The organism is Brevibacillus sp. MCWH, from assembly GCF_013096935.1.
GTDB lineage: Bacteria > Bacillota > Bacilli > Brevibacillales > Brevibacillaceae > Brevibacillus > Brevibacillus aydinogluensis.
In genome coordinates this window covers 1-21,516 of the sequence record NZ_SDLF01000002.1, presented here as the reverse complement: position 1 = coordinate 21,516, position 21,516 = coordinate 1, and the positions used below count along the sequence as shown (strand labels likewise).

Genomic DNA, 21,516 nt, shown 5'->3' with positions numbered 1-21,516 from the left:
GATGACGATACATGCGGCGACACCCGAACAACGATTGCAGGATCTGGGCCTGACGCTGCCTGCGCCGCGGCAGGCGGCGGGAAATTACGTGGGCTGCGTTCGCACCGGCAATCTCCTGTTTCTGGCCGGTCAAGGGACGGACGAGTACCGCGGCAAACTGGGCGAAGACGTCACGGTGGAAGTAGGCTATCTGGCGGCAAGACAGTGCATGCTGAATCTCCTGGCGGTCGTCAAACGGGAGATCGGCGAATTGAGCAAAGTGAAACGGATTGTCAAACTCCTGGGCTTTGTCAACAGCGCTCCTGATTTTACGGATCAACCCAAGGTGATGAACGGCGCCTCCGATTTGCTGGTGCAGATTTTCGGAGAGAAAGGCAAACACGCCCGTTCTGCGGTAGGCATGGCGCAGCTTCCGCACAACAACGCGGTCGAAGTAGAGATGATCGTGGAAATTGAGGAGTAGGGGGGATTCCGATGAGCCAGACTGCACAGGAAAGAGAAAGAAAGTTGAAGGACGCCAAGCTGTTCATCAACGGCGAATACACCGACGCCATCTCCGGCGAGACGTTCGACACGCTCAACCCGGCGACCAATGTCAAGCTTGCTTCGGTGGCCAATGCCGGCGAGGAAGATGTGAACAAGGCGATTGAAGTGGCGCAGCGCACCTTTGAAAGCGGCGTCTGGAGCGATATGCCTGTCGAAGAACGGGCGAAGATTCTCTGCAAAATGTCCGATCTCGTCATGGAACGGGTGAACGATTTGGCCTGGGTGGAAACGCTCGATGTCGGCAAGCCGATCAAGGAGAGCCGCGGTTTTGACATTCCCAGAGCCGCCTGGAACCTGCGCTTTTTTGCAGAGATGGCCAAATACCTGATTCATGAAAACTACGAGATGCGCAAATTCATGTCGTACACGAAATACGCTCCAGCAGGGGTGACCAGCCTGATCATTCCGTGGAATCTGCCGTTCATGCAGATGACCTGGAAAGCTTCCGCGGCCCTGGCAGCCGGCAATACCGTGGTGGTCAAGCCGGCCTCCTATACTCCCCTGAGCGCCGTGATGCTGGGGGAAATCGCCAATGAGGCAGGCCTGCCCCCGGGTGTGTTGAACATCGTGACCGGCCCGGGAGGAACCGTCGGCACGGCGATGACCACGCATCCCTACGTGCGCCGGATTTCGTTTGTCGGTGAGACGACGACAGGCAAGACGGTCATGAAAAACGCCGCTTCCCAACTGATTCCGGTCTCTCTCGAACTGGGAGGAAAGTCGGCAAACATCGTGTTTGAAGACGCCGATCTCGATGAAGCGGTGACGGGGTCCATCGAAGCGATTTACCGCAACCAGGGTGAAATTTGCCTGGCCGGGTCGCGGCTGCTGGTGCAGGAAAGCATTTACGACCGGTTCCTCGACAAATTCGTGAAGGCGGTGCAGCAGATCAAGGTGGGCGATCCGCTCGACCCGGAGACGGATATGGGGGCGCTCGTATCGCGCAGCCACCTGAAAACGGTCGATGACTACGTGCAGATCGGTCTGGCCGAAGGCGCCAAGCTTGCTTACGGCGGCAAGCGAATCACCAGCCTGGGTGACGGAAACTTTTACGAGCCGACCGTCTTTTATGACGTAGACAATAAAATGCGGGTGGCCCAGGAGGAAATTTTCGGTCCGGTTGTCGTCGTCATTCCGTTCAAAACGGAGGAAGAAGCGATTCGCATCGCCAATGACTCCATCTACGGATTGGCCGGGGTGGTCTGGACGAACGACCTGAGACGTGCCCACCGCGTAGCCGCTCAGGTGCAGTCCGGCCTGCTGTGGATCAACTGCTGGTATGTGCGCGACCTGCGCACGCCGTTCGGCGGGGCAAAAGCGAGCGGCATCGGCCGTGAAGGCGGGCGGCACAGCTTCGAATTCTATACGGAAGCAAAGACAGTTACCATGAAACTATGAAATTGGAACGCAGGGAGGTAGCGTCGTTGGACTTGGCAAAAATCACGAAATTTGCCGACCATTTGGCAGAGGCGGAACGAAGCGGTCGCGGGGTAGAGCCGTTAACGGCCCTGGACCCCAATTTGACGACAGAAGAAGCGTACCGCGTGCAGCTGCACACGATTGAGCGAAAGGTGAAGGCCGGCGACGTCGTTGTCGGAAAGAAAATCGGGTTGACTTCGTTAGCCATGCAGACACTGCTTGGGGTCGACCAGCCTGATTACGGTCATTTGCTGGCGGGCATGGCCGTTGAAAACGGAGGGGAGATTCCGTTTCAGCGCGTGATCCAGCCCAAGGTGGAAGGGGAAATTGCCTTCGTGTTAAAGCGCGACTTGCAGGGGCCGCGCGTTACCGCATCAGATGTGCTGCAGGTGACCGATTATCTCCTCCCTGCTCTGGAAATCGTGGACAGCCGGATCGCGGATTGGAAAATCAAGCTGCAGGATACGGTCGCGGACAATGCCTCCTCCGGTTTGTACGTGCTGGGCGGACGCCCCGTGAAGCCGGATCAAATCGACCTCGCACTGGCTGGCATGGCCCTGTACAAAAACGGCGAGTTGGTCAATACCGGTGTAGGAGCAGCGGCGTTGGGCAACCCTGCGAACTGCGTGGCATGGCTAGCCAACAAGCTGTTTGAGTTTGGGATAACGCTGAAAGCCGGGGAAGTGATTCTCTCCGGCGCCCTGTCTGCGGCGGTCAATGCGGCCCCCGGAGACTGTTTCAGCGCGCGAATCGCCCATCTCGGGGAAGTAGGAGTGAGATTTCATGTCTAACGTAAAGGTTGCCATTCTCGGCTCCGGAAACATCGGTACCGATTTGATGATGAAGCTGGGCAGGTCAAGCAAGCTGGAGCTTACCGCGATGATCGGCATCGATCCCGACTCGGAGGGACTGCGCATGGCGAAGCAGCGCGGTTATGAAGTGTTTGACGGCGGACTGAAGCAGTTTTTGGAAAACAGTCCGGAGCTTGCCGATATCGTGTTTGACGCCACGTCTGCGAAAGCGCATATTCGTCACGCCAAGGCTCTTCGGGAAGCGGGCAAGCTTGCCATCGACCTGACTCCGGCCGCAGTCGGCCCATATGTCGTTCCGGCCGTAAATCTCGGTTCCCACCTGCACGAAACAAACATCAATCTGATTACGTGCGGTGGCCAGGCGACGATTCCGATCGTTCATGCGATTAACCGCGTGAGCCCGGTCAACTACGCTGAGATTGTCGCCACCATTTCCAGCAAAAGCGCCGGTCCGGGCACCCGCGCCAACATCGACGAATTTACGGAAACCACCGCCCACGGCATCGAAGCCATTGGCGGCGCGAAGAAAGGCAAGGCGATTATCATCCTGAACCCCGCTGAGCCGCCGATTTTGATGAGGAACACGGTGTATGCGCTGGTTGACGAAGAAACGCTGGATGAACAGGCGATTGCTGCATCCATTGAGCAAACCGCAGGCTATATTCAATCGTACGTACCCGGATACCGTCTCCGTACCGAGCCCATTTTCGACGGCAACAAAGTCACCGTCTTTTTGGAAGTGGAAGGGGCCGGCGATTACCTGCCCACCTACTCCGGCAATTTGGACATCATGACAGCGACGGCGGTGAAAGTGGCGGAGGAATTTGCCGCGCACCACGTGAAGGCAGCATCCGTCTGAAACTGGAAAGGAGACGAAACAGATGAGTGGTAAACGGGATATTCTCATCACGGAAGTGGCGCTTCGCGACGGCAGCCATGCGATTAACCATCAATTTACCGTGGAACAGGTGGTGAGCGTGGCCCGCGCTTTGGACGAGGCGAATGTTCCCTTCATCGAAGTTTCCCATGGAGACGGTCTGGCCGGTTCTTCCTTGCAGTACGGGCTGTCCCGAACGAATGAGATGGAACTGATCGAGGCGGCAGTTGCCGTCTGCAAACAGGCGACGGTAGGTGTGCTCCTCCTGCCGGGAATCGGCACAATCAAGGATTTGAATGCCGCTGTGAAGCTGGGTGTTGGCATGGCCCGGATCGCGACGCACGTTACCGAAGCCGATATTTCCGCTCAACACATTGCCCGCTCCAAAGAACTTGGCCTCTTCACCGTCGGTTTTTTGATGATGTCTCACATGGCACCTCCGGAAAAACTGGTCGAGCAGGCGAAACTGATGGAGAGCTACGGAGCCGATGCGGTGTATGTGGTTGATTCAGCCGGCGCCCTGCTGCCTCATGAAGTGGCCGAACGAATCAGGGCATTAAAGCAAAGCATCGGCGTTGAGATAGGGTTCCACGCGCACAATAATTTGTCCCTGGCGATGGCCAACACGCTGGCGGCGATTCAGGAAGGGGCAACGCGCATCGACGGCAGTGTCCGCTGTTTGGGGGCCGGCGCGGGCAATACGCAAACGGAAGTACTGGTCGCCGTGCTGGAACGGATGGGCATCGAAACCGGCATTGATCTTTACAAAATGATGGATCTGGCGGAAGAGATCGTTGCGCCCATCCTTCAGGTTCCGCAGGAGATTACCCGGGACAGCCTGGTCCTCGGATACGCAGGCGTGTATTCCAGCTTCCGGCTACATGCGGAGCGTGCCGCGAAGAAGTTCGGAATTGATTCCCGCGATATCCTGATTGAGCTCGGGAAGCGAAAGGCGGTAGGCGGTCAGGAAGACATGATCATTGATGTCGCTGCGGAAATCTTGAAGCAGCGCAGTGCAGCGGGACTGCGATAAGGAGGTGGACAGCTTGCTTGCGGAACATTCCTACAGATCATTGGCGCAAAAGCTGGTCGATGCGGAGTTCAACCGGCAGGAAGAGGTGAAACTTACGGCTGAATATCCAGACTTGTCGGTAGAGGATGCGTACCGGATCCAGGATGAGCTGGTTGCCATCAAGCGCGAGCAGGGCCATCGGGTGATCGCGCTGAAAATGGGCTTTACCAGCCGGGCCAAAATGAAGCAGATGAACGTAAACGAGCCGATCTACGGCCATGTGTTTGATTACATGTCCGTTGACAGCGGCGTCCTGTCTTTCCGTGAATTGATTCATCCGAAAGTGGAAGCCGAAATCGCGTTCATCCTCGGCAGGGATATCGAAGGACCGGGAGTGACGGGCGCTCACGTGTTGGCCGCCACGGAATACGTCGTTCCCGCCCTGGAGATTATCGACAGCCGCTACCTGAATTTTCAGTTCACCCTCCCCGACGTGATCGCGGACAACACGTCCGCTTCCCGTGTGTTCATCGGATCGAGGCAGCGCAGACCGGATGAGCTGGAACTGGATCTGGTCGGAGTTACCCTCTCCATCAACGGGGAATTGAAAGATTTGGGCGCAGGGGCGGCAGTGCTGGGACATCCGGCCCATTCCGTCGCCATGTTGGCCAACATGCTGTCTCGCAGAGGGCGCAAGCTGCACGCCGGTCAACTGATCTTGACCGGCGGCATTACCGGAGCGCAGCCACTTGCTGTCGGCGATGTCGTTTCTGCCAAATGGGACGGACTGGGCTCCATTGAGTTTACCGTCAAGGAATGACCGTAATCTGCTAGATGGCCCCGGTACGCGACCGGGGTCGGCTTATTTTGTTTCAACCGTATCTGTTCCGATCAGTCCAGACACGTCCTTATGGATTTCAACTGCTTTCCGGGCGTCTCAGGGACAAGAGCTGTGGGAACGTTTGGCCGTTGACTGTTTGAAAAGAATGAACCCCTAACGTATTGATCGGTCAACCATAGGGGTTCCAACGTCTACGTTTAAGGGGTTCATACTACACGGATCGGTTTTTTGGGCGTATGTATTCGTCATTTCGGCGTTTGCTCGGAGTGATCGGACGGCTGTCTGCTCGCGCGGGCATACACCAGCATGAGCACAACCCCGACGACGATCAGGCTGAGGCTGACAAGCTGGGCGACGCGCAGCGTTTGGCCGAGCATCAGGCTGTCAGTGCGCATGCCCTCAATAAAGAAGCGGCCGAGCGAGTAGAGGATCATGTAGCTGAACAGCACCTGTCCGTCAAAGCGTTTCAACCGGTACAGCATGACCATCAGGATGGCGAAGACCACGAGGTTCCACAGCGATTCGTACAGAAATGTGGGGTGGTAGTACTGGCCGCCTATGTACATCTGTTCGCGGATAAACGCAGGAAAATGCGACATGAACTCCTCGGTGGCCGGCCCGCCGTGGGCTTCCTGGTTGATGAAGTTGCCCCAGCGGCCGAGCGCCTGTCCCAAAATGACGCTGGGCATCAGCACATCTCCCAGCTTGCGCAGCGGAAGATTGTGCTTGCGGACGTACCAGACACCGGCAAGAAAACCGCCGATCAACCCGCCGTGGATGGCCAATCCGCCCTTCCATACGGCAATGACGTCAAACAGATTGTCTTTGTACTGCTCCCACTCAAAAATAACGTAATACAAACGGGCACAAATAATCGCGGCCGGGATGATCAGCACGACCATGTTCAGCACGTGGTCGGGATCGATCCCGGCCCGTTTGGCGTTGTAGCGGGCCAAATACGTGCCCAGAAAAAACGCCAGCCCCATGATTACGCCGTACCAGTGAATCTTGATGGGGCCGAGCGTCAACGCAATCGGATCAATCATGATGAATTCCTCCTTGCCATCAACCATCTGATGCACAGTATAGCACAACCGGCACAGACAGTTCCATTACAGGGAAGGCAGAAGCAAGGAGGGGCGAGGCCGCGTTCTCAACGTGATCATCTCCGCCTGGCGAGAAAGGCGAGAATCGGGTCCAGGGATGCCCGCCGGTTGGGATCGTGGACCGGCGCGAACAAGTCTCCTCGTTCCTTTAGCCGCTGTGGCACGGTATGGACGGTAAAGTCGGTCGGATGAATCCGGGGCACTTCGTCCCACGTGATCGGAGTGGAGACCGTCGCTTGCGGGCGGGCGCGCGTGGAGTAGGGAGCAGGCAGTGTTTTGCCGCGCCAGTGCTGCAAATAATCAATGTACAACTTGGTTCCCCGGTTTTTCACCAGGCGTTCGATCGTGACCAGGCTGGGGTGTTTTTCCGCCAGATAGGTGGCGACGAATTGACTGACTTGACGGGTTTCGTCAAAGCTGTAGCGACGCTCGATCGGGATGTAGACCTGCAGGCCGCTGGCCCCCGATGTCTTGACGAATGAGGGCAGATTCAACCCGTCCAGCACTTCTTTCAACAGCAGCGCCGTCTCGGCTGCCGGTGCGAACTCGGGGGTGGAAGGGTCCAGGTCGAACACCAGCTCGGTCGGCGTTTCATCATGGGCGAGATGAAATGACACGTGCCACTCCAATGCAGCCTGATTGGCCATCCAGACCAGTGTGGCGGTGTCGTTGCACAGCGGATACCGCGTGTTTTCCCAGCGGCTCGTGGCAATCCAGTCCGGCGCGTACGCGGGCAGGTTTTTCTGGTAAAAATGCTTGTCGCCAACGCCGTGCGGATAGCGGATCACGGTCAACAGGCGGTTTTGGGCGTAGCGCAGCAGGGGAGGCGCCACCTCCAACAGGTAGCGGATATAGTCCCATTTGGTGACATTTGCTTCCGGCCATAGCAGTTTGTGCGGGTTGGTGATGGTCAGTTCCCTGCCTTCGACGCTCAATACGAGATCGGTCGCGGCTGTCGGCATCGCTTTGCTACCCTCTTTCCGGAAAAATGTTCGGGATTGCATCCGATGGTTTGCCACTACTATGCCCCGGTGCATGACGGTTATGCGGGCTAAAGCGGGCTGCATATTTTTCCGGTTCGGCACCCATAATACGGATAGCTTGCCAACGGTTGGTGAATGCGATGGCTAAGAACGGAAAGTCAAGCAAGGAAGAATTGATACATACGATCAATACCTGCAGTTTGACCGAGATGGAAGGGGTTCCTCTTTACCCCACCCTGCAGGAAAATGTGCACGTGTTAAAACAGCTGTTTTCCGACTGCTCCGACTTTGTCATCCGCGAGTTCAACATGAAAAACGGCGTCGCGGCGGTGGCTGTATTCGTCGACGGCCTGGTTGATACGAGAGAGGTCAACCAGGCGCTGGAGGCGTTGATGATCCTGGAGAGCGGCGATCGCGACGTCGATGTGATCCAAAAGAAACTGCTGCCGGTTTCGCAAATCGCCAAGGTAAAGGATTACAAAGAGTTTTTACAGGCCGTGCTGTCGGGAGACACCGGCATCGTGGTGGACGGAAACACGGAGGCGCTCACCATGGGCATGCGCGGCCCGGAAAAGCGCTCCGTCGATGAACCGGAGGGGGAGGCGGTGGTGCGCGGCCCGCGGGAGGGCTTCATCGAAAACATTCGGACCAACACCTCCCTGCTGCGGCGCAGACTCAAGACCCCCCGGTTGAAAATGAAATCGTTGGTGATTGGCAGGGAAACCAATACCAACGTGGCGCTCGCGTACCTGGAGGGGATCGCCGACCCGCAATTGGTGGAAGAAGTGACGCGGCGCATCAGTGTGATCGAAACCGACGGAATTTTGGAGTCGGGCTACATCGAAGAATTGATTCAGGACAACATCTATTCTCCTTTTCCCCAGGTCCAGTATACCGAGCGTCCGGATACGGTGGCGGGAGCACTGTTGGAAGGGCGTGTCGCCATTATGGTCGACGGTACGCCTATGGTGCTGATCGTGCCCACCACGTTCTGGATCATGCTGCAGGCGAACGAAGACTACTACGAACGATTCATGCCGGCAACCCTGATCCGCTGGCTGCGTTATTTGTTCCTGCTCATTTCGCTGCTCACGCCCGCCGCCTATGTAGCCATCACCACGTTTCATCAGCAGATGCTGCCCACCACCCTGCTGCTCAGCATCGCGGCGGCGCGGGAGTCGATCCCGTTTCCGGCGATCGTGGAGGCGCTGATCATGGAAATCTCCTTTGAAGCCCTGCGGGAGGCCGGGGTGCGTCTGCCCAAGACAGTCGGCCAGGCGGTCAGCATCCTGGGGGCGCTTGTCGTGGGACAGGCGGCCGTGGAGGCTGGGATTGTGTCAGCGCCGATGGTGATTGTCGTGTCCATCACAGGGATCGCTTCCTTTACCATACCTCATTTCAACGCTTCCATTGCGCTTAGGATGCTGCGTTTTCCGCTGATGATCGCCGCCTCGATTTTGGGCATATACGGCATTCTCGTCGGCATCGTGCTGATTATGGGACACTTGGCCAACCTGCGTTCGATGGGCGTTCCCTACTTGTCCCCGATCGCGCCGATGTCAGTGAGTGACCTGAAGGACGTGCTGATTCGTGCTCCGTGGCCGTTCATGAAAAAACGGCCCAGCTTTCTCGGCGTGCAGGACGCCCGGCGGATGCGAACCGGCCAAACCGGCCAACAGCAGCGCAAAGGCCAATCCGGGGCTGTTCGCCAAGGCGGAGGCGGGCATGGCGACAAAGGCCGCACCAAAGGAGAGGGATGAACGAATGAGACGGTGGATGAAGGGTTGTGTCGTCGCTCTCTGCGGACTGCTGATGAGCGGATGTTGGGACCGGACGGAAGTGAACGACATTGCCATCGTGATTGCGTTTTCCATCGACAAGGAGGCCAATGGTGAATATCGTTTGTCCGTTCAGGTTCCGCTGGTAAGCAGTTTGGGCGGACCGACCGGTGGCGGAGGAGGTACCAGCGGGGACAATGTCTATTACGTCGACTCGGCCACTGGCAAGACGCTGCGGGAAGCACACAGCCTGATTCAGGCCAGGATGAGCCGGCAGTTGTACTACGCCCACCATCGCGTGATCGTCATTGGGGAGGCGTTGGCCCGAGATGGACTGAGCGAGGTGCTGGATGTGGTGGCCCGTTTCCCTGAGAACCGGCTGACTGCCTACCTGGTGCTGGCCAAGGGGAAGGGGTTTAACATGCTGCAGGTGCAGCCCAGCTTTGAACGCTTCTCCGGTGAGGCGATGCGGGAACTGATCAAAATGGAATCGGTTCCCGTCACCGTCAAGGACATGGCACAGACGCTGAGCACACCTGGTGTGGACCCCTATCTGCCGTACGTGGCGGCCGTCAATTCCCATCCCAAAGGAAAGTCGAAGGAGATTCAAGTACTTGGGGTGGCCCAATTTCTCCGCGACAAGATGGTGGGGGTGTTCAACCAGGAAGCGGCAGGGGGACTGCGGTGGTTTCACCGTCAGTTTACGCCCTTTTCCACAAAGGTTTCCCTGACAGAAAAGGAAACCGTCAACGTCCGGTTCGACAAGGGAAAGGCGGAAATCAAGCCTGTAATCAAGCAGGGCCGTATCCAGTTTATGATCAATGTGGACGCGTCGGCGTCCGTTATCGAAAACTTGACCGATGCCGATCTGGGCAGGGCGGACAACCTGGCTGCGCTGGAGCGAAAACTGTCCAATCATATTACCGAAACAGTAAAGAAGACGTTGGCTCAGATGAAACGGCAGCGGACGGACACCATCGGGCTGGGCCTGGTGTTGGCTCGAGAGTATCCCCGCGAGTGGCGAAGCCATTTGCGGGATAATTGGAACGAGCGCCTTGCGCAGGCGGAATTCCACGTCCGGACCAAAGCCGAGATCACCAATATCGGCCAGACAACAGAGAACATCACAAAGGAAGATCGCCATGAATAGTGTCGCCCTGGTTTTGTACGTGCTCTTGCTGCTAGCGTCCCTGGTCCAGTTTTTCATGAAGCGAAAAAGCATGCCAGTCAAGCAAAGGCGAGTGATGGGTTTCTTTTACCTGCTCACGATCGGGTTGTTCATAGCACTGCAGTTTCAACTCCACGTGATCATGCCAACCAATTACCTGGCCGACGTCTTTTCCGTTGGCCTGCAGCAGTGGATGGAAAACATCTGGTAAGGAGGGCCTGTCATGATCCATAAACAGGTGATCAATCATCGGCAGATTGCCTGGCTGATCGGCAGCGTCCTGATTACGGGGGCGTTGTTCAGCCAGCCGAAAACACTGGCCCAGATCGCCAAGAATGATGCGTGGTTTGCCTTCATCCTCCCGACGTTTTACGCAATACTGGTAGCCCTGGTCTTCGCGAGGCTGTCCCGGGCCTACCCCGGAAAAAACCTGTTTGAAATCATCTTTCTGGCAGGGGGCAGGTGGATCGGTGGCTTCGTAAACGCCCTCGTTCTGTTTTACCTCTGGCTGTTGTTGGTGGCGGACATCAAGGGGGTCAGCTTGTTCCTGCAAGTGATGCTGCTGCCCCGGACGCCGCTTGAAATCATTTTGTTGGTATTCGTCCTGATGCTGGTGTACTACGGCCGAACAAGCACGGAAGTGGCTGCCCGCGTCAATGAAATGTACTTTCCCGTATTTTTTCTCATCACCATCATGCTGTACTTCACACTGAGCAACGAGTATGCGGTTGAACGGCTGGAGCCGGTGCTGGAGAGCAACATCGCGGCCGTCGGTCTCGGTAATCTCCTCCCGTCAGGGGTGTTTGGCAGCATCTTTTTGTTCGGTGCGTTTCTGCATGCCATTTCCCATCCCCGGCTCCTGTATTCCGCAATGAAACACGGGGCGATCATTGCCGGGTTCTCGCTGACGCTGTTGATGGTGGTTCAGTTGGGCGTGATGGGGTATCTGATCACCAGCAGGTTGACTTTCCCTGTTTACGCGCTAGTGCAGCAGATCCACATTACCGACTTCCTGGACCGCGTGGAAGTGATCGTGTTCAGCATCTGGTTTCCGGCCTTTACAATCAAGGCAGTCGTCACCTACATCGCCTTTCTTGTCGGCGTCGGATCGTTCGCCGGCCAGCAACACTACGCCGCCTCCAATGGGCCGTGCGGCTTGTTCATCGTGGTCTCCTCGCTACTGTCGTTTCCCAATACGGATGACGTGCTGCGCTTCTTCAGCTACGGCATACCGGCAATCACGCTTATCTTCCAACTTCCCCTGCTGGCCTTCCTGTTTGCCGCAGCCCTTCTGCGAGAACGGGGAAGCGGACGTGACTCGCATTCCGCCCATACGAGAGAGTATAGGCGCTGTCAGATCTGGGCCTGGATCAACAAACTGGCGTTAGGTGTGTGTCTCGTGTCGATCGTCGGCGGGGCCTTGCTGGAGAATCAGTACAGAGTGGCCGGCCTGATCAGCGGCGTAGCGTACTTTCTTAGCTTTCTGGTGGCGCTGGTGAGCTCCTATCTGGAAATGCAGGCGGTCAATCACCTGAAACACAAGCAGTCGCAGGGGAATGATACAGCCTCTGCGGACCACTAGAAGATCATCTCATCATCTCCCTGTCCAGCCTGCAGGTGTGCGGCGGTACGTCCACGATTGCCTGAATGGATGGCTGGCGAAGTGATCGCCCTTCCGTCCATTCCGCGTACTTGATTTTGGCCGTCAGCGTGGGGGTCACCCAGAATACGCCATGGTGACGATCGGGCCTGTTTACGAAGGGTTTTTCCCGGATAACTGCAGGCATCAGCCTGTCGGTCAGCTCCCGCCACTCCTGGCGGGACAGTTTGCCCGTTCCCGCATGACCGATGTACCAAAACCGGCCCTGCTCATCGTAGAGGCCCAACAGCACCGCGTTGACGACTCCGCCGTTCAAGGTGAAACCGCCAATGGCGGCAATCACATCCCGGTAGTGTTTGATCTTCAGCCACACGGCTTTTTTCGCACCGATGAGATAGGGGGCATCCAGCCGCTTCATGACGATGCCTTCCATGCCGTGCTGCCGGATCACCTCAAACAGGGCGGAACCGTTATCATGGGACGACACCACTTGCACGTGGCTGTTCGGTTCGATTGTTTCGGACAGCAGTTTGAGCCTGTCCTGCAAGGAGCGTTGGTTGATCCATTCCCCGTTTAGGTACAGACAGTCAAAAATCATGTAGGTAACCGGCACAGTCTGCTGCATCCGGGGCACGTTCTGCATGCGGCGAATCCCGTCCCGGCGCATCACTTCATGAAAGGACGGTTTGCCGTCGCTCCCCAGCGCGATCACTTCACCATCCAGGATCACGGAGTCGGCTCGGCAGTACGTTTCAATATCTGCTAGTTCAGGGTAGTGATGGGTGCGCTCGTTTCCCTTTCGATTGAACAGCTGCACGTGTTTGCCGTCATAATAGGTAAGGATGCGAACGCCGTCCCATTTCACCTGGGCAATCCAGCCCGGCTCCTGGGGGATGGTGTCGCTCGCCACTGGCTCCATCGGGATGATCGGTTTCATGTTCCACCTCGTCCAGGTAACGGAATTGGCCGTCAGACGGAAGAAAGGAGCCGTCCGAATCAGCCTCATCAATGATTGTTCCCCATTAGGACGAAGAAGAGGCGATGAGCGGCATCCGTCTCATCGCCTCGGGCTGTTTAGTAGTACGTACTCTCCGTGTACAGGCATTTGCGGCAGGTCATCGAAAGCTGGCCGCGGGCAAAGTCGTGTTCGCATTCGGATTGGAGCTTTGCCAACTGCTGCTTTACCTTCTTCCATTCAGCCTCCAGTCGTTTTGCTTCCGCGAGAAGCTGTTCCGCCTGATTCACGCGATCTCCTCCTCGTCTTGCAGGTGCGCAAGCGGAGCCAGGGAGCGCCGCTTACGTGTAGAGCTGGTTCCCCTGTTTTCGGAAGGCGTTCGCCTGCTTTTTCATCCCTTGTTCCACGGCTTTCTCTACAGTCAGGTTGTTCTGCTGCGCGTACGCGCGGATTTCCTGCGTGATGTTCATGCTGCAAAATTTGGGGCCGCACATCGAGCAGAAGTGCGCTGTTTTCGCCCCTTCCGCCGGGAGTGTCTCGTCGTGGTATTCACGGGCCCGTTCCGGGTCAAGCGACAGGTTGAACTGGTCGTTCCAGCGAAATTCAAACCGCGCTTTGGACAGGGCGTCGTCCCGTTCTTGGGCGCGCGGGTGACCTTTGGCCAGGTCGGCGGCATGTGCGGCAATCTTGTAGGCGATCAGCCCGTTGCGGACGTCTTCCTTGTTCGGCAGGCCAAGGTGCTCCTTGGGCGTCACGTAGCACAGCATCGCCGTGCCAAGCCAGCCGATCATGGCTGCTCCGATCGCGGAGGTGATGTGGTCGTAACCGGGAGCGATGTCAGTGGTAAGCGGCCCCAATGTATAGAAGGGGGCTTCCTGACACACGGTGAGCTGCCGTTCCATGTTCTCACGGATCAGGTGCATCGGCACGTGACCGGGGCCTTCGATCATCACCTGGACATCGTGTTTCCAGGCGATCTTGGTCAGCTCTCCCAGCGTTTCCAACTCGGCAAACTGTGCCTCGTCGTTGGCATCGGCGATGGAACCGGGGCGGAGGCCGTCTCCCAGCGATACGGCGATGTCGTACGTCTTCAGAATTTCGCAAATCTCTTCAAAATGGGTATACAAAAAGTTTTCCTGGTGATGCGCCAGACACCAGGCAGCCATGATGGAACCGCCGCGCGAGACGATGCCGGTCACCCGTTTGGCCGTCAGGGGAATGTAGCGCAGCAGCACGCCGGCGTGGATGGTGAAGTAGTCCACCCCCTGTTCGGCCTGTTCGATCAGCGTGTCGCGGTACACCTCCCAGGACAGCTCCTCCGCCTTGCCGTTCACCTTTTCCAGTGCCTGGTAGATCGGGACGGTGCCGACCGGAACCGGGCTGTTGCGGATGATCCATTCCCGGGTGGTGTGGATGTGTTTGCCCGTAGACAGGTCCATGATCGTGTCTGCCCCCCAGCGGACGGCCCAGATCATTTTTTCCACTTCCTCGCCGATGGAGGAGGTGACGGCGGAGGTGCCGATGTTGGCGTTTACCTTGACGTGAAAATGGCGGCCAATGATCATCGGTTCGCTCTCCGGATGGTTGATGTTGGCAGGGATGATCGCCCGGCCGCTGGCCACTTCCTGACGCACAAATTCCGGCGAGACGCCCTCGCGGATCGCCACAAATTCCATCTCCGGCGTTATGATGCCGCGGCGGGCGTAATGCAGTTGGGTGACGTTTTTCCCCTGGCGGGCGCGCAGCGGCTTCTGTCTTTTGGCGGGAAAGATAGGGACGGATGGTTCCTGCGGGAAGTTCCGGTAGCCGTCGTCCTCCGGCTTGGGCTCGCGGCCCTCGTATTCCTCGGTGTCGCTTCTTTCCGCGATCCAGTTGCGGCGCAGGGCGGGCAGTCCCTTGGTGATGTCGGCGATGTAATCGGGTGCCGTATACTCTCCGCTGGTGTCGTAAACGCGCAGCGGCGGGTTGGGCACTTCGCCGTTCGGGGTAATAGTAGGCTGCTGGGAAATCTCCCGCATCGGCACGCGGATGTCCGGTCTGGAGCCCTGGACGTACGTTTTGCGGCTGCCCGGAAACGGCGGGACGGCCGCTGTGGAGATAAAGGGGAAGGGGGAAGTGGACATGAAAAAAACCTCCTTGTCACGGTTGCACGTGTCGTGAACCCTGCGGGAGGCGGAGAAACTGCGTCACGAAAAAACGCCGCATGAACCCATGCGACGCCAGACGCAGACGAAGAAAGAGCGTGCGCGAACAGACGCACACCGCATTTCTTGGTGTCAACAACATTCCTCCGCTGGCATTACCCAGTTCAGGTTCAACGGTCGACGGCGGATCAGCCATCCTCTCAGCCTGGTTCCCCAAGCTCCCGTGCATATCTGTATTGTTGTACAGCACCAGCTTACCATTTCCAATTCTATCCGGCAAGAGGTTTTGGCAGTGTCCAACTTATTTTCCCTCTGCCTATCATGCTGACCCGGACAAAAACTGTTTCCGTAGACCCACTCGGGAGTCGTCTGGTACGATGAAGGTCGTGTGAGAAGGAATTTTGAGGTGATGCAGGTGGATGTGTACGCGAATCTGAAGCAGGGAGAACGCGGGGTGTGGGTCAGCATCATCGCCTATGTCTGCTGCTCCCTGGTGAAAGTGGGGGTGGCGCTGCTGGCAGGCTCGGAAGCGCTGCTGGCGGACGGACTGAACAACACAACTGACGTGGTCGCGTCCGTCGCCGTACTGATCGGCCTGCGCATCTCTCGCAAACCGCCTGATCACGACCATCCCTATGGCCACTTACGCGCAGAAAGCATCTCAGCTCTTGTCGCATCCTTCATCATGTTGGCGGTCGGGATCGAAGTCCTCAGCCGGGCAATCTCTGCGTTGTTCACCCCGGAGATGAACGCGCCTGACATGCTGGCCGGCTGGACCGCCCTGGCAACCGCTGCCGTCATGTTCGGCGTTTACCGCTACAACCGGCGGCTGGCGCAGGTAACCCAAAGCCAGGGCTTGATGGCTGCGGCAGCAGACAACCGCTCCGATGCGCTGGTCAGCGTCGGCACATTTGTGGGAGTGGCCGGCTCCCAGTTTCAACTGCATTGGCTGGACCCGTTGACAGCGCTCGTGGTGGGCGGGATCATCCTGAGGACGGCGTGGTCCATTTTCCGCGAGGCGGCCCACCGATTAACAGACGGGTTTGACCGCAGCGAACTGGTTGCGCTGCGCTCCACCATCGCCGAAATCCCCGGGGTCAAGGACGTTACAGATATCAAGGCGCGCTACCACGGAAGCAACGTGCTGGTCGATGTCGTGATTCACGTGGACCCCACTCTGAACGTGACGGAGAGCCACACGATCACCGAGGAAATCGAGGCGCGGATGAAGGCCGTTCACAATGTCAAAGCCGTGCACATCCACATAGAACCGGAAGGACAGTCCGAGCACTGACGACACGACAAACCTGTCTTGTGCCCGCAAGGAGGGCATGGGACAGGTATTTTTCATCTTTTTGGCTTTGGTATAATGTGGATGCAACAAGATGTACTCGGCAATCAGGGAGAAAAATTGAAAGGGTTCAGGAGGTTGTGCACCGTGCGGAAACAGGATGCGGCAGGCGTGGAGACAGCGCTGGACAGACTCAGGAAGCGGGCGATGTCTCTGTTTAATATCCCATCGTCGTACCGGCTCATGATCGAAGACGGGGAGCGTCATAAAAAAGGGAACGCCACGTTTCTCTGGGTCAAGCCCGACAGTGAGGAAGGGATTGCGGTCACGTTCAGTTCGGAGGGAAAGCTGCTTGAATTTACGCAGGATGTTCCCGATGAGTGGGATCATCGCCCGGTGCTGCCGGTTGATGAATTACGGCGGCGGGCGGAACAGTTCGTTTCCAGTCACGATCCCAAGGCGCTGGAAGCATTCTCTCACGTGACGGTGACCACAGAAAAAAACGGCATCTGGGTTCACTTTCGCCAGGAGGCGCTGGGATTGCCGCTGCCGCTGTCAGGCTGCCGCGTCAAGGTGCATCGGAGCGGCGCGGTGACCGATTTTACCTATTTCGGCGTGCAGCCGCTGCCGGAAACGCCCGCGCGGTTGGTGGAGGAGGCGGTGTGCGAGCGTTTCCTGGAAAACGACGTAACGCTTACGCTCGTGCTGAAGCTGCTTCCGGAGAGCGTATTCGCTGGCGGGGGAGGAACGTGGCGGCTGGTGTATGAACCGGAGCCGGTCTGCCTGACTTTTTCGGCGGAAACAGGCCCGCAGGCAAAAGCGGCGGCGGACGAAGAGAATGTGAACTGGCTCCCCCTGTCGGCTGAAGCCGTTTCAGCTTGTGAACAAGGCGTCGAATCGCTGGAGGAACTGATCGGGATTGACCCTGTCCACTACGAACGCATTCAGCAGACCGCGTTGTTCGCCGCGGAGAACCAGACGGCTGTGGTTTGGGGCCGTAGCGACCGTGTCTCGCAGGAGCCCGATCGCCAGGAGCGCTCGATTGAGGAGTTTTTCCGCAGGCGGCAGGAAGAACGTGCGGTAATGGCCCGCATTGATGCGAACACGGAACGTTTGATGAGCTTTTGGTGGTGGGAAGAGGAAGCAGGTACGCTCCGCCTGTCCCGTGAGGAGTGTTTGGAGCGGGCCGTTTCCTTCCTGCGGCGGGCGGTGCCGGAACTGCTGCCCCTGCTGGAACTGGCATCGGATGTCCCGGACGAGGGAGGGGACGAGCGCCGCGAACGGGAACATTTTCGGTTTCGCGTCCGAAGAGGCGGCATCCCCTGCGAACCGGGGTTCCTCTTCGTCACGGTTCATTCCTCAACAGGGCGGATCGAACGTTTTTCCGGGCTCGATGCGCCTCCAAACGGCTTGATTCAGGCGCCGATCATTCCCGCCCTGCCGCCTCGAGAAGCCCTGCGTCGTCTCCGGGAGGAAACCGTATTTCGCCTGCAGTGGGAGCGGTGCCGAGATGGCGGCCAGTCCCTCTACCGCCTGCAGTATGCGGCCGTTCACAAGGAGTCGGGACTGCCGGTCCGCCTCGTTGACGCCTGCAGCGGTGAGGTGATTTGCGAAAGGCGGCACGGTTAGAGCGCTTTGGCAAAGGCGCGCTTCAACATCGGCGGCGTCACCATGGTCGTCACAATCACCACAATCAACAGCGCCGTAAACTGGCCGGCCGGCAGCAGCTTTGTCCAGACCGATGGCGGCCAGAATCAGGGCCACCTCCCCGCGCGACACCATGCCGCTGCCGACGGCGAAGGCGGACGGCCGGGAAAAACCGGTAAGACGTGCGCCCGCTCCGGCGCCGACCAGTTTCGTCAGGACGGCGATGACGGAGAGGATGACGATCTGCCACACCTGGCCGCCGATGCCTGCAAACGATACGGACAGCCCGATGCTGACGAAAAAGACGGGCACGAAGATCGCGTAGGCGATCGGTTCCAGCTTGTGTTCCACCGCCTCCTTGAAATCGGTCCGGGAGATGGACCGCCCGGCGGCAAACGCGCCGATAATGCCGGCTACACCCAGGGATTCGGCCAGCCAGGCAAAAAAGAAGCACACGATCAACCCGGCGCTGATTACCGCCTCTTCCACGCGCAATGGGGCCAGCTTTTTCATCACCCAGGGGACAACCTTCCAGCCCAGCAGGATGATGACGGCAAAAAACGCCGCTTTCTTGCCGAGGACGAGAAGCAGCGGCGTTTCCGCGCCGCCGAGAACACTCATCAGGATCGCCAGGGCTGCGACCACCAGAATGTCGTCCACAATCGCCGCGCCGAGAATGGTCGTGCTTTCGCGCGTGTGCAGCTTGCCCAGCTCCTTTATGGTTTGGACCGAGATGCTTACCGATGTGGCCGACAGCAGCAGGCCGAGAAAGACGGCGTTGATTGGCTCCAGGCCAAAAAAACGGGCAGTCAGATAGCTGCCTGCAAACGGCACCAGCATCCCGCCGACGGCAACGGCCACGGAGGCGTTCCGGTTTTTGTGCAAATCGTCCAGATTGGTTTCCAGTCCAGCGAGGAACATGAGAAGCAGGACGCCTACCTGGCTCAGCTCATGCAGCACTTCCGTACGCTCGATTACCCCCAGCACGGCCGGACCAATCAGGATGCCGCTGAGCAGCTTGCCGAGGACGGCCGGCTGCCCCAGGCGCACACTGTACTCGCCGGCCAGCTTGGTCACCAGCAGGATGATGAACACTTGAAGGGAGAAGAGCACGTTCGCTCATCCTTTCTCCAAGGGAATACGGACGGACATGCGGCGGATCAGGACGACTTCGCCTTTTTGCGCCTCAGTTTCTTGGTGGTCGTCGTGGTGGCGCCGGCAGCCGGATCCTGAGAGGGCTCTTTGCCCGCCGCCGTCCTTTTTTTGGCGGGCGCGGCCGGCGTCGGCTCCGGCTCCAGCTTGGCGGGAGCAGACGCGCCGCCGGTTGCGGCGAGACTCTCCTTCAACGCCTGCATCAAATCGATCACGTTGGCGCGTGGAGCCGCCGGAGCGACAGCCACTTCCTCTCCTTTCCGCTTGCTCTCGATCACCGCCTGCAGTTGGCTGCGGTATTCGTCTTTGTACTTGGCCGGATCAAACGGCGTCGTCATGTTGCGGATCAACTCCGCTGCCATCTTCAGCTCGTTGTCAGCCAGCGAGACGTCCGCTTCGGGAAGCGACGGCACCTGTGAGACGGGGCGAACCTCGTCGGGATAAAAGATGGTTTCCAGCATGATGCAGTGTTCGTACAGCCGGACCACCGCCAGACTTTGGCGGTTGCGCATCGTCACGCGGGCAACGGCAATTTTCCCCGTTTCCTCCATCGCTGCCCGGAGCAGGGCGTACGCTTTTTCTCCGGTGTCCTGGGGGGAGAGAAAATAGCTTTTGTCAAAGTAAACCGGGTCGATTTCGTTCAGATCGACAAAATCGAGGATCTCGATCGCTTTCCGCGTTTCCGGGGCAATCGCTTCCAGATCCTCGTCGCGAATGATCACGAAGTTGCCCTTTTCGTATTCAAATCCCCGCACGATCTCCGACGCGTCCACTTCCCGCTGGCAGTGCGGGCACATTTTGGCGTACTTGATCGGCGTGTGGCACTCGCTGTGAAGCTGGCGAAAGCGGATGTCCCGCTCTTCCGTCGCGGTATGCATCCGCACCGGGATATTGACCAGGCCAAAGCTGATCGAACCTTTCCAGACCGTGTGCATGGCAGTCCTCCTGTCAGGGTTTGCTGTCCGTAGTATTTGCACTACGAGTCAGCGAGCGGGAGGAAAATGCAGGTCATTTTACTCGACAAGGCATGCTTTCTTTTTGTACAGTGAAAGCAAAAGGGGGAAGAGCGATGGACGAGCTGAAAAGCATGATCGCGGGATTGGGGCAGCAGTTGAGAGGGCTGGACGAACGGATCGGCGGGCTTGAGCAGCGGATCGGCGGGCTTGAGAAGCGAATGGGCGGGCTTGAGCAGCGAATGGACCGGTTTGAGCACCGCTTGGACATCATCGAAAGCGACGTGCGCGAGATCAAGGACCAGGTGGTGCTGATCAAAGCGCAGGTCGCTCGTAACACGGAGTCGGAGGGCGTTATTCGCGATTTGCAGGAATTGGTGAAAGAGCACGACACGGATATTCGCCTGCTCAAAAAAGCGGTGGCCAACCAGTAACAGCGCCCACCTGTACATCGCGGTGAGCAGGGGAGGTGCACGCCCGGCCATAACAGGAGGAGTGTTATTTCGCATGCTGGAAACCGACCGATTGTTTTTTCGCCCGTATTGTCCGGACGATCTTCCTTTTCTTGCTCGTCTGCTGAAAGACCCGGACGTGGTCCGCTTCATCGGGCACGGCAGGCCGAGAACGGATGAAGAGGTCGCCCGCTTTTACGATTGGGTGCAGCGGTCCTACGCTTCCGGCCTGGGGCTGATGGTGGCGGTGCGGAAACAGGATATGCGGCCCATCGGCCATGCGGGACTGGTGCCGCAGACGGTGGACGGGAAGCCGGAGACAGAGATCGGTTACTGGATGGCGAAGGAATACTGGGGAAACGGCTACGCGTCCGAAGCGGCGGTGGCGTTTCGCGAGTACGGAGCAGCGGCGAAAGGGCTGAGGAGATTGATCTGCCTGATTCAACCGGGAAACGCTGCATCCGCACGAGTTGCCCAAAAGATCGGAATGTTCCGGGAAAAAGAGACTGTCTTCAAGGAGAAACTGGTGCACGTATACGCGTGGGAACAAACCTGACAAACGCTTTACGAAAGGAACATTTCCCAGGCAGCGGAGCATCATCACCCATCCGATTTTCAATACAAAGCCAGCCGTTTCTTACGTACGGCTGGCTCAGCGTGTAGACAAAGTACCAAAGGTACAAGGTCTACACGCTTTTTTGTCGAATAAACATGACATTCAACACTTTGTAGAGGTGGAAGCATGCTGAACAAGCAACAGGCCGAAGGTCGTTATCAGAT

The 21,516-nt window shown here is 57.9% G+C and carries 20 protein-coding genes and 1 pseudogene; 14 read left to right on the top strand and 7 right to left on the bottom strand.

The features are described 5' to 3' along the window. The first annotated feature begins 1 nt into the window (after window position 1). Genes ETC00_RS01635 through ETC00_RS01610 form a run of 6 tightly spaced genes read left to right on the top strand, consistent with a single transcriptional unit; the run spans window position 2 to window position 5,486 of the window. Window positions 2–463 (top strand): RidA family protein, encoded by a 462-nt coding sequence (locus tag ETC00_RS01635; RefSeq protein WP_171564226.1) that lies wholly within the window; start codon window positions 2–4, stop codon window positions 461–463. 11 nt (window positions 464–474) lie between these two features. Beyond that, on the top strand, window positions 475–1,944 hold the full coding sequence (locus ETC00_RS01630) for an aldehyde dehydrogenase (protein ID WP_171564225.1): 1,470 nt from the start codon (window positions 475–477) through the stop codon (window positions 1,942–1,944). A 26-nt stretch (window positions 1,945–1,970) separates the two neighbouring features. Beyond that, window positions 1,971–2,756 carry a 2-keto-4-pentenoate hydratase gene (locus tag ETC00_RS01625; protein WP_171564224.1) on the top strand — a complete coding sequence of 262 codons (786 nt, stop codon included), beginning with the start codon at window positions 1,971–1,973 and terminating at the stop codon, window positions 2,754–2,756. Beyond that, on the top strand, window positions 2,749–3,636 hold the full coding sequence (locus tag ETC00_RS01620; protein WP_171564223.1) for an acetaldehyde dehydrogenase (acetylating): 888 nt from the start codon (window positions 2,749–2,751) through the stop codon (window positions 3,634–3,636). The genes ETC00_RS01625 and ETC00_RS01620 overlap by 8 nt, the downstream gene beginning before the upstream one ends. Before the next feature lie 22 nt (window positions 3,637–3,658). Then, entirely contained in the window at window positions 3,659–4,687 is a 1,029-nt protein-coding gene (dmpG, locus tag ETC00_RS01615) for a 4-hydroxy-2-oxovalerate aldolase (protein WP_065066727.1), read from the top strand. Between the two features lie 13 nt (window positions 4,688–4,700). Next, on the top strand, window positions 4,701–5,486 hold the full coding sequence (locus ETC00_RS01610; RefSeq protein ID WP_171564222.1) for a 2-keto-4-pentenoate hydratase: 786 nt from the start codon (window positions 4,701–4,703) through the stop codon (window positions 5,484–5,486). Between the two features lie 266 nt (window positions 5,487–5,752). Here the strand turns inward: ETC00_RS01610 and lgt are convergent, their stop codons facing one another. Both lgt and ligD read right to left on the bottom strand, forming a co-directional pair. Further along, window positions 5,753–6,553: a prolipoprotein diacylglyceryl transferase gene (gene lgt / locus ETC00_RS01605; RefSeq protein ID WP_171564221.1), complete on the bottom strand. Its 801-nt coding sequence runs from the start codon at window positions 6,551–6,553 to the stop codon at window positions 5,753–5,755. 116 nt (window positions 6,554–6,669) lie between these two features. Beyond that, window positions 6,670–7,575: a non-homologous end-joining DNA ligase gene (gene ligD, locus ETC00_RS01600; RefSeq protein WP_171564220.1), complete on the bottom strand. Its 906-nt coding sequence runs from the start codon at window positions 7,573–7,575 to the stop codon at window positions 6,670–6,672. A 161-nt stretch (window positions 7,576–7,736) separates the two neighbouring features. Here ligD and ETC00_RS01595 point away from each other — a divergent pair, with 161 nt between their 5' ends. Genes ETC00_RS01595 through ETC00_RS01580 form a run of 4 tightly spaced genes read left to right on the top strand, consistent with a single transcriptional unit; the run spans window position 7,737 to window position 12,124 of the window. After that, window positions 7,737–9,356: a spore germination protein gene (locus ETC00_RS01595; RefSeq protein ID WP_171564219.1), complete on the top strand. Its 1,620-nt coding sequence runs from the start codon at window positions 7,737–7,739 to the stop codon at window positions 9,354–9,356. Window positions 9,357–9,360: 4 nt separating this feature from the next. Continuing rightward, entirely contained in the window at window positions 9,361–10,524 is a 1,164-nt protein-coding gene (locus tag ETC00_RS01590) for a Ger(x)C family spore germination protein (protein ID WP_171564218.1), read from the top strand. After that, on the top strand, window positions 10,517–10,753 hold the full coding sequence (locus tag ETC00_RS01585) for a hypothetical protein (protein WP_171564217.1): 237 nt from the start codon (window positions 10,517–10,519) through the stop codon (window positions 10,751–10,753). The genes ETC00_RS01590 and ETC00_RS01585 overlap by 8 nt, the downstream gene beginning before the upstream one ends. 12 nt (window positions 10,754–10,765) lie before the next feature. Next, window positions 10,766–12,124 carry a GerAB/ArcD/ProY family transporter gene (locus ETC00_RS01580; RefSeq protein ID WP_171564216.1) on the top strand — a complete coding sequence of 453 codons (1,359 nt, stop codon included), beginning with the start codon at window positions 10,766–10,768 and terminating at the stop codon, window positions 12,122–12,124. Window positions 12,125–12,128: 4 nt separating this feature from the next. Here ETC00_RS01580 and ETC00_RS01575 read toward each other — a convergent pair whose 3' ends face one another. The 3 genes from ETC00_RS01575 to thiC form a co-directional block, all read right to left on the bottom strand. Beyond that, window positions 12,129–13,079 (bottom strand): ATP-dependent DNA ligase, encoded by a 951-nt coding sequence (locus ETC00_RS01575; RefSeq protein ID WP_171564215.1) that lies wholly within the window; start codon window positions 13,077–13,079, stop codon window positions 12,129–12,131. A gap of 137 nt (window positions 13,080–13,216) precedes the next feature. Beyond that, window positions 13,217–13,387, bottom strand: a complete 171-nt coding sequence (locus ETC00_RS01570) for a hypothetical protein (protein ID WP_171564214.1) — start codon at window positions 13,385–13,387, stop codon at window positions 13,217–13,219. 51 nt (window positions 13,388–13,438) lie between these two features. Then, window positions 13,439–15,220, bottom strand: a complete 1,782-nt coding sequence (gene thiC / locus ETC00_RS01565) for a phosphomethylpyrimidine synthase ThiC (RefSeq protein WP_171564213.1) — start codon at window positions 15,218–15,220, stop codon at window positions 13,439–13,441. Window positions 15,221–15,656: 436 nt separating this feature from the next. Between thiC and ETC00_RS01560 the strand changes: the two genes are divergently transcribed. Together ETC00_RS01560 and ETC00_RS01555 are read left to right on the top strand one after the other, a co-directional pair. Then, window positions 15,657–16,535: a cation diffusion facilitator family transporter gene (locus ETC00_RS01560; RefSeq protein ID WP_171564502.1), complete on the top strand. Its 879-nt coding sequence runs from the start codon at window positions 15,657–15,659 to the stop codon at window positions 16,533–16,535. 144 nt (window positions 16,536–16,679) lie between these two features. Then, the gene (locus tag ETC00_RS01555; protein WP_171564212.1) at window positions 16,680–18,161 is read left to right on the top strand and encodes a YcdB/YcdC domain-containing protein; all 1,482 of its coding nucleotides are present in this window, start codon (window positions 16,680–16,682) and stop codon (window positions 18,159–18,161) included. On the opposite strand, the pseudogene ETC00_RS01550 reads toward ETC00_RS01555, so the two are convergent. Beyond that, window positions 18,158–19,292 (bottom strand): annotated as a pseudogene (locus ETC00_RS01550) (cation:proton antiporter). The gene ETC00_RS01555 and the pseudogene ETC00_RS01550 overlap by 4 nt on opposite strands. A 47-nt stretch (window positions 19,293–19,339) precedes the next feature. After that, window positions 19,340–20,266: a non-homologous end joining protein Ku gene (ku, locus tag ETC00_RS01545; protein WP_171564211.1), complete on the bottom strand. Its 927-nt coding sequence runs from the start codon at window positions 20,264–20,266 to the stop codon at window positions 19,340–19,342. A 134-nt stretch (window positions 20,267–20,400) separates the two neighbouring features. Here ku and ETC00_RS01540 point away from each other — a divergent pair, with 134 nt between their 5' ends. Together ETC00_RS01540 and ETC00_RS01535 are read left to right on the top strand one after the other, a co-directional pair. Further along, window positions 20,401–20,718, top strand: a complete 318-nt coding sequence (locus ETC00_RS01540) for a hypothetical protein (RefSeq protein WP_171564210.1) — start codon at window positions 20,401–20,403, stop codon at window positions 20,716–20,718. A 73-nt stretch (window positions 20,719–20,791) separates the two neighbouring features. Beyond that, entirely contained in the window at window positions 20,792–21,292 is a 501-nt protein-coding gene (locus ETC00_RS01535; protein ID WP_171564209.1) for a GNAT family N-acetyltransferase, read from the top strand. Window positions 21,293–21,516: the final 224 nt, after the last annotated feature.

Excerpts from the sequence above, each read along its gene's own strand:
- ETC00_RS01635 (WP_171564226.1), top strand. The coding sequence starts at position 2 with ATGACGATACATGCGGCGACACCCGAACAACGATTGCAGGATCTGGGC.
- ETC00_RS01630 (WP_171564225.1), top strand. The coding sequence starts at position 475 with ATGAGCCAGACTGCACAGGAAAGAGAAAGAAAGTTGAAGGACGCCAAG.
- ETC00_RS01620 (WP_171564223.1), top strand. The coding sequence starts at position 2,749 with ATGTCTAACGTAAAGGTTGCCATTCTCGGCTCCGGAAACATCGGTACC.
- dmpG (WP_065066727.1), top strand. The coding sequence starts at position 3,659 with ATGAGTGGTAAACGGGATATTCTCATCACGGAAGTGGCGCTTCGCGAC.
- lgt (WP_171564221.1), bottom strand. The coding sequence starts at position 6,553 with ATGATTGATCCGATTGCGTTGACGCTCGGCCCCATCAAGATTCACTGG.
- ligD (WP_171564220.1), bottom strand. The coding sequence starts at position 7,575 with ATGCCGACAGCCGCGACCGATCTCGTATTGAGCGTCGAAGGCAGGGAA.
- ETC00_RS01595 (WP_171564219.1), top strand. The coding sequence starts at position 7,737 with ATGGCTAAGAACGGAAAGTCAAGCAAGGAAGAATTGATACATACGATC.
- ETC00_RS01590 (WP_171564218.1), top strand. The coding sequence starts at position 9,361 with ATGAGACGGTGGATGAAGGGTTGTGTCGTCGCTCTCTGCGGACTGCTG.
- ETC00_RS01585 (WP_171564217.1), top strand. The coding sequence starts at position 10,517 with ATGAATAGTGTCGCCCTGGTTTTGTACGTGCTCTTGCTGCTAGCGTCC.
- ETC00_RS01580 (WP_171564216.1), top strand. The coding sequence starts at position 10,766 with ATGATCCATAAACAGGTGATCAATCATCGGCAGATTGCCTGGCTGATC.
- ETC00_RS01575 (WP_171564215.1), bottom strand. The coding sequence starts at position 13,079 with ATGAAACCGATCATCCCGATGGAGCCAGTGGCGAGCGACACCATCCCC.
- thiC (WP_171564213.1), bottom strand. The coding sequence starts at position 15,220 with ATGTCCACTTCCCCCTTCCCCTTTATCTCCACAGCGGCCGTCCCGCCG.
- ku (WP_171564211.1), bottom strand. The coding sequence starts at position 20,266 with ATGCACACGGTCTGGAAAGGTTCGATCAGCTTTGGCCTGGTCAATATC.
- ETC00_RS01540 (WP_171564210.1), top strand. The coding sequence starts at position 20,401 with ATGGACGAGCTGAAAAGCATGATCGCGGGATTGGGGCAGCAGTTGAGA.
- ETC00_RS01535 (WP_171564209.1), top strand. The coding sequence starts at position 20,792 with ATGCTGGAAACCGACCGATTGTTTTTTCGCCCGTATTGTCCGGACGAT.